Annotated in this window: 11 protein-coding genes; 6 read left to right on the top strand and 5 right to left on the bottom strand. The window is 61.8% G+C overall.

The window, feature by feature from the left end; all coding sequences use genetic code 11:
* Positions 1–59: 59 nt before the first annotated feature.
* From bufA2 to hflK (AC3IUA_RS30315), 5 genes are all read right to left on the bottom strand, one after another.
* Complete coding sequence (gene bufA2, locus AC3IUA_RS30295; RefSeq protein ID WP_489358441.1) at positions 60–314, bottom strand: BufA2 family periplasmic bufferin-type metallophore; 255 nt, start codon at positions 312–314, stop codon at positions 60–62.
* A 129-nt stretch (positions 315–443) separates the two neighbouring features.
* Positions 444–2,363, bottom strand: a complete 1,920-nt coding sequence (locus tag AC3IUA_RS30300; protein WP_489358443.1) for a cation-translocating P-type ATPase — start codon at positions 2,361–2,363, stop codon at positions 444–446.
* Positions 2,360–3,418 (bottom strand): protease modulator HflK, encoded by a 1,059-nt coding sequence (gene hflK, locus AC3IUA_RS30305; protein ID WP_489358445.1) that lies wholly within the window; start codon positions 3,416–3,418, stop codon positions 2,360–2,362. Before hflK (AC3IUA_RS30305) ends, AC3IUA_RS30300 begins: the two co-directional genes overlap by 4 nt.
* Positions 3,415–4,455 carry a protease modulator HflC gene (hflC, locus tag AC3IUA_RS30310; protein WP_489358446.1) on the bottom strand — a complete coding sequence of 347 codons (1,041 nt, stop codon included), beginning with the start codon at positions 4,453–4,455 and terminating at the stop codon, positions 3,415–3,417. The genes hflK (AC3IUA_RS30305) and hflC overlap by 4 nt, the downstream gene beginning before the upstream one ends.
* Positions 4,452–6,413 (bottom strand): protease modulator HflK, encoded by a 1,962-nt coding sequence (gene hflK / locus AC3IUA_RS30315; protein WP_489358447.1) that lies wholly within the window; start codon positions 6,411–6,413, stop codon positions 4,452–4,454. Before hflK (AC3IUA_RS30315) ends, hflC begins: the two co-directional genes overlap by 4 nt.
* Positions 6,414–6,685: 272 nt before the next feature.
* Between hflK (AC3IUA_RS30315) and AC3IUA_RS30320 the strand changes: the two genes are divergently transcribed.
* The 6 genes from AC3IUA_RS30320 to AC3IUA_RS30345 are packed head-to-tail and all read left to right on the top strand — an operon-like array spanning position 6,686 to position 12,483.
* Entirely contained in the window at positions 6,686–7,309 is a 624-nt protein-coding gene (locus AC3IUA_RS30320) for a CDP-alcohol phosphatidyltransferase family protein (RefSeq protein ID WP_489358448.1), read from the top strand.
* A 10-nt stretch (positions 7,310–7,319) separates the two neighbouring features.
* Positions 7,320–9,077, top strand: coding sequence for a bifunctional alpha/beta hydrolase/class I SAM-dependent methyltransferase (locus tag AC3IUA_RS30325; RefSeq protein WP_489358449.1), 1,758 nt, complete (start codon positions 7,320–7,322; stop codon positions 9,075–9,077).
* Positions 9,077–10,474, top strand: coding sequence for a phosphatase PAP2/dual specificity phosphatase family protein (locus tag AC3IUA_RS30330; RefSeq protein WP_489362531.1), 1,398 nt, complete (start codon positions 9,077–9,079; stop codon positions 10,472–10,474). The genes AC3IUA_RS30325 and AC3IUA_RS30330 overlap by 1 nt, the downstream gene beginning before the upstream one ends.
* Positions 10,464–10,919 carry a hypothetical protein gene (locus AC3IUA_RS30335; RefSeq protein WP_489358450.1) on the top strand — a complete coding sequence of 152 codons (456 nt, stop codon included), beginning with the start codon at positions 10,464–10,466 and terminating at the stop codon, positions 10,917–10,919. Before AC3IUA_RS30330 ends, AC3IUA_RS30335 begins: the two co-directional genes overlap by 11 nt.
* A gap of 9 nt (positions 10,920–10,928) precedes the next feature.
* On the top strand, positions 10,929–11,549 hold the full coding sequence (locus tag AC3IUA_RS30340) for a lysophospholipid acyltransferase family protein (protein ID WP_489358451.1): 621 nt from the start codon (positions 10,929–10,931) through the stop codon (positions 11,547–11,549).
* 1 nt (position 11,550) lies between these two features.
* On the top strand, positions 11,551–12,483 hold the full coding sequence (locus tag AC3IUA_RS30345) for a phosphatidate cytidylyltransferase (protein WP_489358452.1): 933 nt from the start codon (positions 11,551–11,553) through the stop codon (positions 12,481–12,483).
* The last annotated feature ends 103 nt before the right edge of the window (positions 12,484–12,586 follow it).

Raw genomic sequence — 12,586 nt, forward strand, 5'->3', positions numbered from 1 at the left:
ACTCCTTGCAAAGGTCCGCAATGGCGCCTGGCGCCACTGCGGTAGCACTCGGTCGTCGGTTACTCGCCGACGGTGCCGCCTGCCTTGGTGCATTCGGCCTGGGTCATGGCTTTGAAACCTTGCCCTTTGCAAGCGCCCATACCTTTACAGGCGTGGTCTTTGGTTTTGCAGTCGTTCATGCCTTTGCAGGAGGTCACACCGTAGCAATGCACCTGAGCAGCATCAGCTGCCTGGGCCTGAGTGGCGACACCGGCAAACAGGGTGGCTGCAGCAAAAGCGAGGGCGGCACCGGCAGCGGTTGTTTTGATGGTCATTTTTGTATCCTCAATAATCGCTAGGGGTGTCGGCTGGAAGGTTGTTCAGTCCCGACATAGCACTAGAGAGAGACACGCCCCGGCTGTTACAGCCGAGGCAAAAAAAAACCAGAAAAAACTCCTCGCTGATCAATCGTCTTCTTTGAGCTTGAGCAACGGCTCCTGAAAACGCAGCAACCGTCCCGCGTTACCCAATACCAACAAGGTACTGAGGTTATGCAGCACGGCCGCAATCATCGCCCCAGCGGCACCCAACCAGCCAAAGGCGGCAAAAGCGACAATCGCCAGGGTCCAGCCCAGACCGATGATCACGTTGACCTGCAGCGTCTGCCGACACTGGCGACTCAGACGCACACAGGTGCCCAGGCGCCGCAGGTCGCTGCCGATCAGCACGATATCGGCCGAGGCCAGCGCAATGTCCGCCCCGCCCGCGCCCATGGCTACACCGACGACCCCGGCCTTGAGGGCCAGCGAATCGTTTATCCCGTCCCCCACCACCATCGGCCTGAAACCACTGTGAATTTCTTCCAGTACCCGGTTGAGCTTGTCTTCGGGCAAGGCCTGAGCCTCGACATCGCTGATCCCGACTTCATGGGCCAGGCTATGGGCGACGCTTTGCCGGTCACCGGTGAGCAGCAATTGCCGCCCCAGGCCCAGTTCACGCAACTCGCTCAGGGCGTGGCGAGCCTCGGGTTTGATGCTGTCCGCGAGCAACAGCCAGCCGAGAAATTGCCCGTCCAGCGCGAGGCCGGCGATCGGGCCGTCATGCTCGGGCACGGCAGACGTGGCGATCTGCAGCTGGGCAAACAACTCTGGGCGACCGAGTGCCGCCTCGCCCTGCTCGGTCTGCGCAACCACACCCAGACCCTGGCGCTCACGAATATCCGACAACAGCAGAAAATGCTCTTGCGTCACCAACCCGGCCAACGCTCGGCTGACCGGATGGCTGCTGGCAGAGCCAAGGCTGGCTGCCAGCTTCAGCAATGGGCTGCGATCCTCGACCGGGCTGTCGATCGACTGCAGACGCAGGGTGCCGAAGGTCAGGGTCCCTGTCTTGTCGACCACCAGCGAAGTCAGGTCTGCCAGCTCTTCGAGAAACGCCGAGCTGCGAATCAGAATCCCGTGACGAGCCGCCACGGCAATCCCGGCAATTGCCGTGGCCGGCGCCGACAACACCAGAGCGCAAGGACAGGCCGCCACCAACACCGCCAACATCGCCTGGGCATCGTTGCTGATAAACCAGGTGACGGCCGCCAGCAACAAGACCAACACCATATAGCTGCCGGCATAACGTTCAAGCAGACGGGTGATTGGCGGTTTCGAACGCTCGGCGCTCTGCATCAGGGCGATCACTTTGCCCAACGTCGACTCAGTACCGGTGCGGGTGACTTCAATCCGCAGCAAGCCATCGAGGTTGATCGCCCCGCCGAATACCTGCATGCCAACACTCGCCTCCAGCGGCACCGACTCACCGGTGATAGGCGCCGTATCCAGGCTGGCTTGTCCGGAAAGTACCAGGCCATCCGCCGGCACCCGATCACCGGCGCGCACTTCCACCTGGTCTCCGGTCTTGAGCGTGGCGTTGTCCACTTCGATAATCGTGCCGTCGGCCTGTACTCGCCGCGCATGGCTACGAGTCAACTTGCCCAGGGCATGAATGGCTTCCTGGGAGCCAATCACGCTGCGCTCTTCCAGCACATGACCGAAGATCATGATGATCGGCAGCAAGGCCGCGGTCAGCAAATCGCCAGTCGCCCAGGCGCCCATCATCGCCAGAGCGATCAATTGATCGGTGATGCCGTGCAGACTCGGGTAACGCAGGCTGTACCAGGCCGAACGCATCACCGGCACGGCCACCAGCAATGAGGCAAAACCCAGCAGCAACTGACTGACGCCGCTTTGCTCCGGCGCCCACCAGCGCCAGACCAGCCCCAGGGCGAGCAACCCGAGAGCGAGCATGGCCAAGGTCAGTTGGCGAGCGGCGCTTCGTTGTTCGACAGACGTCAGCATGCTCACCGCAGGTTGTGTGGCGGAGGTTTGGGCAGTCATTGTTCGGCTCCCTGGATGATCAGGCGCGAATCGTCTTTAGGATCGACCGCGGTTACCGACCCGGCCTGGCCAAGGATTTTCGGTAGACGCTCGCGGTAAATGCGCAGGAGCATTTGCGGGTCGGCGCCCTTCTGCTGCGCTTGAGTCAGGCTCAATACTGTCGCGGTGTCGGCCGAGGCTTTGGCCAGGCGTTCACTGGCTTGGGCGTGGGCAACTTGCAGGGCTCGGTCGGCTTGCTGGGTGGCAGTCTGGGTGAGTTTTTCGGCGTCGGTTCGCGCATTTGCCACAGCTTTGTCAGCCTGTTGACTGGCGGTCAGCACGGCGTTGAAGGCGTTCACCGCGGGGCCGGGCAAACTCGATTGCACATCGACCCGCGCCACCTCGATCCCCAAGCCCTGTCCGGTCACGGTCAACTCGGCCAGACGTTGGTTAACCCCGCGCACCAGGTCGCCACGCAGTCGCTCGCGACGCTCAGCGGCCTGGTTGTCCGCGCCGATCAACTCGGGGCGCGCCACCAGAATAGTGTCCAGATCTCGCGCGGCAGTCAGCGCCACCGCACTGCGGGTTACCAGCCGATCCAGCGCCGGCAGTACATGTTCGCCTTGCAGGACGAAAGCATAGGGTTCGGTGACTTTGTAGAAGACTCGCACGTCGAGTTGCACCACACCGGCGTCACCCGTCAGCAAGTAACCGGAACCGGCCAGGGCATCACTGAGCGGTGTAGCGAAACTCGCCACTCGATCGCCCTGCAGTGCGGCATCCGAGCGCAGCAGGTTTTCCACCCGGCGCTCGATCACCCGATCTGCCGCCGGCAACAACACCACCTGCTCGAAGGGGCGCGGCCAGGCCAACAGCAAACCGGCATTCTGAATCCGATCCAGGGCGCCGAACTGCACCACCACAGCCCGATTCTGCGGATCGATTTGCCGCACATTGGAGAACAACCATGCCAGTGCCGCCAATATCGTCACCGCGTACAACGCGAGAAAAGCCAAACGGCCGGCTTGAATCCAAGGGCTGTCGACTGCATTTGTTCCACGTGGAACCTTATTCATGGTTGCGTCTCGGCCTTGGTCCCGAGACTGGGCGGCCCATCAACCAACACCCGGAATGGCGCGGCATCGGTGCGCAAAATCAGTTTGCTACCCGGAGTGACGACCGTGCCCAAGGTGTCCAACGAACGCAGCAAGTTATACAGCTGCGGCGAACCCGCGTATGCGCGGCCGTAAATCTGCGCGGCTTCGACCCGGGATTGAGCTTCGATATCAGCAGCTTTTACCGTTGCATCGGCTTGCATGATTCGCGCATCACGCTCGGCAGCGGAGCGAATCTGCGCCGCTTCGCGTTTGCCAATTGCCGTGCGCTCGGTGGCGATGGTTTCACGCTCGGCACGCATGCGGTCGACGGTGGCGGTCAGGGTCACCGATGGCAGGGTCAGCCGTTCGATGCCGACTTGCAGCACACGTACGCCATAGGTGGTGAGCAGTTGCTGATCGATCTGCTTGCGCAACTGCGCTTCGAAGTCGGCAATGCGGACCTGGTTGGCGTCAGTGTTCACCAGATTCGCCAGGTCGAAACTGCTGGCCGTGGTTTCCAGTGCCGAGCCGACAAAGGTGCGAATCTGCCGCGCCGCTTCGTCCGGCTGATTTTGCACCGCGCGCATAAAGCGCTGCACATTATCCGGGTCACCCTGCACCTGCCACGCCACGTAAGCCTGCACAATGATCCGCAAACCATCGCGGGTACCGACGTCCTGCAGACCGCTGGAGGTGGTGCGCAATCGCAGATCCACCGGGATCGCCGCTTCGAACGGTGCCGGCCAGCGCCAGCTCAGACCAGGATCGAGCAGCACCCGCGACGGGTTACCGAAGCGGGTAATCACCGTCGCTTCGCCGGAACGCACTTGCACCAGACTCGCGGCGGCAATGGCAAACAACACCAACAACGCGGCCCAGGCCATGCGCCGCCAAGGAAAAGGCCCGGCCTCCTGCGGCTCACCATGGTGATGATGGTGGTGGTGGTGACCATGATGATGCCCGTGCTCGTGGCTGGCAGGGTCTTGATGCTCATCGTGGGAATGCAGTTGGCTCATTGGGCGGCTCCTGGCTGAACGGCATTACGCGGCGCCGCAGGGTCAGCCGGTAGCGTGAAAGTGCGTAGATCGATGGTTGGCGCCCCGTTGGCACCGAGTCGATGGTCGAGAACCAGTAGCCTGGCGTTAGCCAGACCGAAGGTCAGCTGACTGAAGTATTGCTCCAGCACAAAAGCCTGGCCGGCCACGGCATAAGCCTTTTGCTCGGCAGCAAAACGCCGGTCGGCAGCCTGGGCAGTGGCGCTGATTTCATGGGCAATGGCCAGCGCTTGATCGCGGGCAATGCTGGCCTGCAACTGCGCCTGATTGGTCTGTTCGCTGGCCGCTCCGCGCTCACGGGAGATCAATGCCTGAGCGCCAATCTGCGCCGCCTGCACCCCGTGATAAGCATTGGCGGCACCCGCCGGCGGATGAATCGCTTCGACCACCGTAGCGAGAATTTCCACGCCACTGTCGAGCTTGTGCAAGTCAGCCTGCACGGCGCGGCCGATCTCTTCGGCAAGCCCCTGACGATCCTCGCCCAGCAAACCATCAAGCGTCCGCGAGGCGAAATCGTGAACCAGAATCCGGCTGGCGGTGCTGCGAATCAGGCTCGGTACATCTGCGCTGTTATAGGTCGCCGCCAGCGCCGCCTGATCGGTCAAGCCAATGCGATAGACAAAGCGTACGTCCATGTTGACGATCTGAAAGCTCTGTTTGTCAGCGCGACTGCTGGCGATCACCTGGGATTTGTCATTCACATGGCTGGCGTCCCACAGCCGATTGGCAATCAACGGCGCGGGACCTTCCGCCGGCTCGAGCACTGTTGCGACAGGCGCTTCACCACTGGTGGCCAACTCATGCACCACGCCATTCTCGACGCTCAGCACTCGGCCCAACGGCCACGGTAACCCGGCGTGCAGTCCGGGCCCGAAGACTTCCACCGGTTTGCCGAATCGTTCGTAAATGCCCCGCCCTTGCAGCGGAATTTCGTGAATCCCGCTCAGCAACCAGCCGACCGCCAGCACCACCAACAACACCGGCAAAAAGGCCCGGCGCATGTAACTGAAGGCCCAGATCTGCCTGAGGTCGATGCCAAAGCGGTTGTGCAGCTCGTGCTGCAACGCCAGCAAGGGCTGCGGTGGCCAGCGCAGCATATCGGCGACAAAACTCTGCGCCAGCAGACGTGGCTCAAGTTGTTCACGACGCGGGCTGAACAGCGACAACAGGGCACGCAGCAGAAATTCGACCGCGACCAAACCTGGCAATAGGCCGATCAACACCGCCAGACGCACCGGCCACACCGAAGCCTTACTGCTGAAAAACACACAAAGCGCGCTCAATACCAGGCAAATGATCGCTACCCGGACCAATTGCCCGAGTTGGCCGGCTTCGGGCCACTCGGCAGGGTTTTCCTGAGCCAGCTGACGTTCGAATACCAGCAAGCCGAAGGCCAGCAACAACGAAAGTGCCGCCCCGACACTGGCCGACAGCCCCACTGCCGCCCCGGGCAACGACAGGTTCCAGACCTGCTCGATACTCAACAGTGTCAGCAGCGCCCAACCGGCCAACCAGAGGGTCGGAGCGCCAATCTGCGCCAGCAGCCTGAACCATTGATGACTGATGCGCTCCAGCAACCGCTCGTACCAGCCAAGGGTTTCGGCGGGGGTGCTGGCGGCGGTTTCAACCGTCGCCGGCGGGTAAGACCCCAGTGCTTGCTGTCGCCAACGGCTCACCCACCAGGCCGATTGCAGGCCTGCGACCACGACCAGTAACGCCGCGGCCTGGTTGACCAGCAACGCAGGCCAGACCGACTGCGCTGTAAATACGCCGACAAAAAAGCCCAGCACCAGCGCAATCGCCGCCAACCCTGCCAGGCCAATAGCCATTCGTTTCAACCGTCGCGCGTGAAATGCCGCTTGTTGAAACCGTGGCAGCCCTTCTACATCCGCCCCATCCGCTTCCAGATCGATTTGCATACCACTCCAGCACTTGCCGTTGTCAAAACCTGACCTGAGGATAAGTCCCCGAGCCGTTGCAAACTGCTCATTTTGTTACGATATAACGATAGTAGTGAAATTTTCGCTTGGTGCACACTCGTGCTTGCTTGTGTTGATTGAGAGGCACCAGGGCAAGCTCCTTCGCCACAAGCTACTCTCAGGACCAGACATCAGTGCACTGATCATCCACAGTACCCGCGGCGGCGACACCGCCCCCGGGTCTTCACCCTCGACAAGGAACTGTCTCCTCCATGCCTTCCATCTACCAGCTCAAACCGGCCTTTCAAAACCTCCTGCGGCCCCTGGTTCAACGCCTGTTCGATAACGGCAACACCGCCAATCAAATCACCCTGTTGGCGGGGTTGGTCTCGGTGCTGGTGGGTGTCGCGGTGGCCAGTTTGGCCGAGCATCTGTGGGTGTTCGCACTGATACCAGTGTGGATGATTCTGCGCATGGCGCTGAATGCCATCGACGGCATGCTGGCCCGTGAGTTCGGCCAGCAATCGCCCCTTGGCGCCTACCTCAATGAGCTCTGCGACATCATCGCCGACAGCGCGCTGATCCTGCCGTTTGCCATGATCCCGGGAGTGGACCCGCTGATTGTGTTGCTGGTGACCTTACTGGCGCTGTTCAGTGAATACGCGGGAGTGCTCGGGCCAATGATCGGCGCTTCACGACGCTACGACGGCCCGATGGGTAAAAGTGATCGAGCGCTGGTGCTGGGTGTGCTGGCGACCGGGATTGCCCTGGGCTGGCTCGCGGCAGACTGGATCAACGGCCTGCTGCTAGTGGTCGCTGCCCTGCTGCTGTACACCCTGGTCAATCGGGTCCGTCAGGGCTTGAAAGAAGCCCGCAACAACGCCCCATCGGCATAAGGAGATCAGCATGCGCGAAGCCCGGGAACAGACTTTCAACACCCACGACGGGGTACCGCTGTTCTACCGCCACTGGCCTGCCAGCGCCTTGCCCGCCGGTGAGCCGCGCAAGGCCGTGGTGCTGTTTCACCGCGGTCATGAGCACTCCGGGCGTATCGCCCACCTGGTGGATGAACTGGACCTCCCCGAATTCGATTTCTTCGCCTGGGACGCTCGCGGTCATGGCCAATCCCCCGGTGCCCGGGGCGACAGCCCGGGTTTTGCCACCAGCGTGCGCGACGTGCAGACTTTCTGCGACCACCTGAGCGCGACCTGCCGGATTGACCAGGAGAACATGGCGGTAATCGCCCAGAGCGTCGGCGCGGTGATCGTGGCCACCTGGGTCCACGACTACGCGCCGCGAATCCGTGCACTGGTACTGGCCTCTCCGGCGTTCAAGGTAAAACTTTACGTACCCTTCGCGAGGACGGGCCTGGCCCTGATGCGCAAGTTTCGCGGCAATTTCTTCGTCAACAGTTACGTCAAGGCGCGCCTGCTCAGTCACGACCGGCAACGGGTGGCTTCCTACGACAGCGACCCGCTGATCACCAAAGCAATTTCGGTGAACGTGTTGCTCGGGCTGTATGAAGCGGCGGACCGCGTGGTCGCCGATGCCCAGGCGATCCAGGTGCCCACCCAGCTGCTGATCTCCGGCTCGGACTTCGTGGTGCATCGCAAACCCCAGGAGCAATTCTTCGACCGCCTCGGCAGTTTGCAGAAGGAAAAACACATTCTTCCGGGGTTCTTCCACGACACCCTTGGCGAACGGGACCGCGCCACTGCGCTGAGCAGCGCCAGGCGTTTTATCCTGCAAAACTTCCAGCGTCCGGCGCACCGCCCTTCCCTGCTCGACGCCGACCGCCTCGGCCTGACCTGTGCCGAATCCGAAGCGCTGGCGGCCCCCTTGCCACGCAACTCGCTGCGTGACCTGTACTGGCGGCTGACCCGCGCCAGCATGCGGCTGGGCAGTCAGCTGTCGGCCGGGGTCAAACTCGGTTTCGACAGCGGTTTCGACTCCGGCAGCACCCTGGATTACGTGTATCGCGAACAGCCGACCGGGCACACCGCCGTGGGCCGGATGATCGATCAGAACTACCTGAACTCCATCGGCTGGCGCGGCATTCGCCAGCGCAAACTGCACCTGGAGGAACTGCTGCGCCTGGCGATGGAACAACTCCGCGAACAGCACCGCGAAGTACACATCGTCGACATCGCCGCCGGCCATGGACGTTACATTCTCGAAGCCTTGCAGGGCGTCAGTCCGCTGCCCGAATCAATCCTGCTACGCGACTACAGCGACCTCAATGTGCGCGAAGGCAGCGCGCTGATTGCCGAGAAAGGGTTGAGCGAGATTGCCCGCTTCGTCAAAGGTGATGCCTTCGACCAGGGCGATCTCGCGGCGCTGCAGCCAAAACCGAGCCTGGCCGTGGTCTCTGGCCTCTACGAATTGTTCGCCGACAACCAACTGGTCGGCGGCTCGCTGGCCGGGCTGGCCGCCGCCGTCGAGCCCGGCGGCTATCTGGTCTACACCGGCCAGCCGTGGCACCCGCAACTGGAGCTTATCGCTCGCGCCCTGACCAGCCATCGCCAGGGTCAGGCCTGGATCATGCGCCGCCGCAGTCAGGCGGAAATGGATCAGTTGGTCGAAGCGGCGGGGTTTCGCAAGATCACGCAGCGGATCGATGAATGGGGCATCTTCAGCGTATCACTGGCGCAGCGGGTGCAATGATGACCAGTGCCGTAACGCCTCTGCGCGAGCCTGGCCTGCTGAAATCGGCGCTGCTCTGGTTGTTGCTGCTGGCGCCGTTGTTTTTCAGCACCTACGGTTTCGCCACCTGGGTTTCCGCTCAACGAGATGACGTCGGTAGCCTGGTATTTGGCTGGGAGTCGCACATTCCGTTCCTCGCCTGGACCATCGTGCCCTACTGGTCGATCGACTTGCTGTATGGGTTGTCGCTGCTGTTGCCGACCAGCCGCGACGAGCTCAGGCGCCATGCCTTGCGCCTGATCACGGCCCAGGCGATCGCGGTCAGCTGCTTCCTGCTCTGGCCGTTGCGCTTCACTTTCCAGCGCCCCGAAATGGATGGAGTGTTCGGTTGGCTGTTTGACGTGCTGGCGGGTTTCGACAAACCCTTCAATCAAGCACCGTCCCTGCACATTGCCCTGCTGGTGGTGCTCTGGGTCTGCTACCAACGTTATACACAGGGTGCCTGGCGCTGGTTGGTGCATGGCTGGTTCCTGCTGATCGGGATTTCCGTGCTCAGCACTTATCAACACCACTTTATCGACTTACCCACAGGCGCTCTGGCCGGTTGGCTGTGCGTCTGGTTGTGGCCGCTGGATCGGCCCAGCCCGCTGCAAACTGCCCGCCTGGCAGCTGATCAAAAACGCTGGCGACTGGCCCTTTTTTATACCTTGGGAGCAGTGGGGCTGGGCGTTCCGGCCTTCGCGGCTAGCGGCTGGTGGCTGTGGTTGCTCTGGCCGGCCGTGGCCTTGTTGATGGTGGCGTTGAACTACGCGCTGTTCGATGCCGCCGGCTTCCAGAAGGGTGCCGATGGCCGGCTAAGCCCGGCCGTTCGTTGGTTGCTGGCGCCGTATCTGGGAGCAGCCTGGATCAACTCGAGACTGTGGACAAAAACATATCCACAGTCGAATCGGGCTGTGGGTAACATTCCGCCGGGGTCAAAAGACATCCCGCACCGAAGATACCCACAGGCAAACCGGGTTGTGGATAACGTTTGGCTAGGGCGGATCCCGGCTTCGTCGGAACTGAAAGACAGCCCGTTCCGCGCGGTCCTCGACCTGTGTGCTGAATTGCCGATACACGCACCCAGCCTGCACTATCACTCGCTGCCCGTGCTCGACCTTATCGCCCCCACCGCCGAGCAATGCCTTCAAGCCGCGCAGGCGATTGAGCGCCTGCGTCAGCACGGGTCGCTGCTGGTTTGCTGCGCACTGGGTTATTCACGCAGTGCCACAGCCGTCGCCGCCTGGCTGCTGTACACCGGTCGCGCGGCCAGCGTCGAGGCTGCGCAGATGCACATTCGACAGAATCGGCCCGGGATCGTACTGCACCTGGCCCATCGCCAGGCACTGGAGCAAATAAGGACAGCCTATGGCCACTGACCTTTCCCTGGAAGTCGTCGCCAGCCTGTTGCGCCGGGGTCGGGCGCTGGATCAGTTATCGACAGGCATAACGCTACTGGGCCTGTTGCTCGGCCTGGTGCAATTGTTGCTGGCCACCATCAGCCCGGTTTGTCTAATCCTCAGCGCGTGGATGGTGCTGCTCGGGCTGTTGCAAAAGTACTGGGCGCTGCGGGTAGCCTTCGACGCGGACCTGTTTCAGCGCATGGCCACAGAAACCGAGCAACTGACGCAACGCACGCAAGCCATGGATCGGGCGTTGCAGAGCCTGAGCCTGCAAAAACCCAATCGACCTGCCAGGAGCTGGGCCGAGCGCAGCCGCGGCGCGCTGAAACTGCTGCGTCGGCAAGTACAGCTGCTGGCCGTGCAAGTGCTACCGCCACTCGCGGTCATCCTCGCCAGCCCTTGGCTGCCGTTCACTGGATAAGGAATCCACATGTTCGAACCCGTGGTCGCCACACTCATCACCTCCGCCGCCCGCACCGTCACCGGCGCTCGCAGCCTGTGGCTTGGTTGCGCGCCCCAGGCGGTGCAGCGCATCTACTTCGCCAACCACAGCAGCCACGGCGATTTCGTGCTGCTCTGGGCGTCGTTGCCGCCCGCATTGCGCAAGGTCACGCGGCCGGTGGCCGGCGCGGATTACTGGCAAAAAAGCCCGTTGCGTCGCTACATCATCAATCGAGTGTTCAACGGCGTGTTGATCGACCGCGAACGTAAGGACCCTGTGGATAACCCCTTGCAGCCCATGTTGAACGCTCTGGGAAACGGTGACTCACTGATCATTTTTCCGGAGGGCACGCGCAATCTTGAAGAGGGTCTGTTGCCCTTCAAAAGCGGGATATACCACCTGGCAAAAAATTATCCACAGGTCGAGTTGATCCCCGTGTGGATCGCCAATCTCAACCGGGTCATGCCCAAGGGTCGCGTCCTGCCACTGCCGTTGTTATGCACAACCAGCTTCGGGGCACCGCTTGTGCTCGAAGAGAGCGAGAGCAAAGTGCACTTCCTTGAACGCAGCCGCGACGCCCTGCTGGCCCTCGCCCCGGAGCACTCCTGAGATGGATAGGCAAACCCTGATGTTGTTCGGCGGGATCGGCGCGATTTTGCTGCTGGCCTCGCTGGTCGGTTTCATCCTCAAGCTGCGGACCCGCGACACGCCCAACCCAGTGATCGATAACCTCAACGCGCGGATCAATGCCTGGTGGGTGATGGTGGTGGTCATCGGCATCGCCTTCTGGCTCGGTACCAGCGCAGTGATCCTGCTGTTCTACGCGGTGTCCTTCTATGCCCTGCGGGAGTTCTTGACCCTGACACCCACCCGCCGCAGCGACTACCCGGCGTTGGTGGCGGCGTTCTACCTTGCGCTGCCCGTGCAGTACTTGCTGATCTATTTCGACTGGTACGGGCTGTTCTCGATCTTCATCCCGGTCTACGTGTTCCTGCTGCTGCCGATCCTTGCCTCGCTGGGAGGCGACACTACGCACTTCCTAGAACGCGCCTCGAAAGTCCAATGGGGGCTGATGATCGCAGTGTTCTGCGTGTCGTTCGTGCCGGCGCTGCTGACCCTCGACATTCCCGGTTACGAAGGCCGCAACCTGCTGCTGATCGCCTATCTGGTGATCGTGGTGCAGCTGTCGGATGTGTTGCAGTACGTCTGCGGCAAGCTATGGGGCAAACACAAGATCGCGCCGAATCTCTCGCCATCGAAAACCGTCGAAGGGTTTGTCGGCGGCATTCTGCTGGCTTCGCTGATCGGTGCCGCGCTGTGGTGGATCACCCCGTTCAACCCCTGGCAGGCGTTCCTCATTGCGTTGTTGATCAATCTGCTGGGATTTGCCGGCGGCATCGTCATGTCGGCCATCAAGCGCGACCGTGGGGTGAAGGATTGGGGCCATATGATCGAAGGCCATGGCGGCATGCTCGATCGGCTGGATTCAGTGTGCTTCGCCGCACCGATTTTCTTCCATCTGGTGCGTTACTGGTGGACCTGAGTGTGAGCAGTGCTCCTTGGGCTACTGCGCCTTTTTCTGGGATCGCTGCCCCTTGACGGCTATCACCCGAACCACTCAAATTACGATCATAATGTTTTACCCG

Source organism: Pseudomonas sp. KH_050 (assembly GCF_057838875.1).

Coding starts and splice junctions, on each gene's coding strand:
- bufA2 (WP_489358441.1), bottom strand. CDS start 314: ATGACCATCAAAACAACCGCTGCCGGTGCCGCCCTCGCTTTTGCTGCA.
- AC3IUA_RS30300 (WP_489358443.1), bottom strand. CDS start 2,363: ATGACTGCCCAAACCTCCGCCACACAACCTGCGGTGAGCATGCTGACG.
- hflK (WP_489358445.1), bottom strand. CDS start 3,418: ATGAATAAGGTTCCACGTGGAACAAATGCAGTCGACAGCCCTTGGATT.
- hflC (WP_489358446.1), bottom strand. CDS start 4,455: ATGAGCCAACTGCATTCCCACGATGAGCATCAAGACCCTGCCAGCCAC.
- hflK (WP_489358447.1), bottom strand. CDS start 6,413: ATGCAAATCGATCTGGAAGCGGATGGGGCGGATGTAGAAGGGCTGCCA.
- AC3IUA_RS30320 (WP_489358448.1), top strand. CDS start 6,686: ATGCCTTCCATCTACCAGCTCAAACCGGCCTTTCAAAACCTCCTGCGG.
- AC3IUA_RS30325 (WP_489358449.1), top strand. CDS start 7,320: ATGCGCGAAGCCCGGGAACAGACTTTCAACACCCACGACGGGGTACCG.
- AC3IUA_RS30330 (WP_489362531.1), top strand. CDS start 9,077: ATGACCAGTGCCGTAACGCCTCTGCGCGAGCCTGGCCTGCTGAAATCG.
- AC3IUA_RS30335 (WP_489358450.1), top strand. CDS start 10,464: ATGGCCACTGACCTTTCCCTGGAAGTCGTCGCCAGCCTGTTGCGCCGG.
- AC3IUA_RS30340 (WP_489358451.1), top strand. CDS start 10,929: ATGTTCGAACCCGTGGTCGCCACACTCATCACCTCCGCCGCCCGCACC.
- AC3IUA_RS30345 (WP_489358452.1), top strand. CDS start 11,551: ATGGATAGGCAAACCCTGATGTTGTTCGGCGGGATCGGCGCGATTTTG.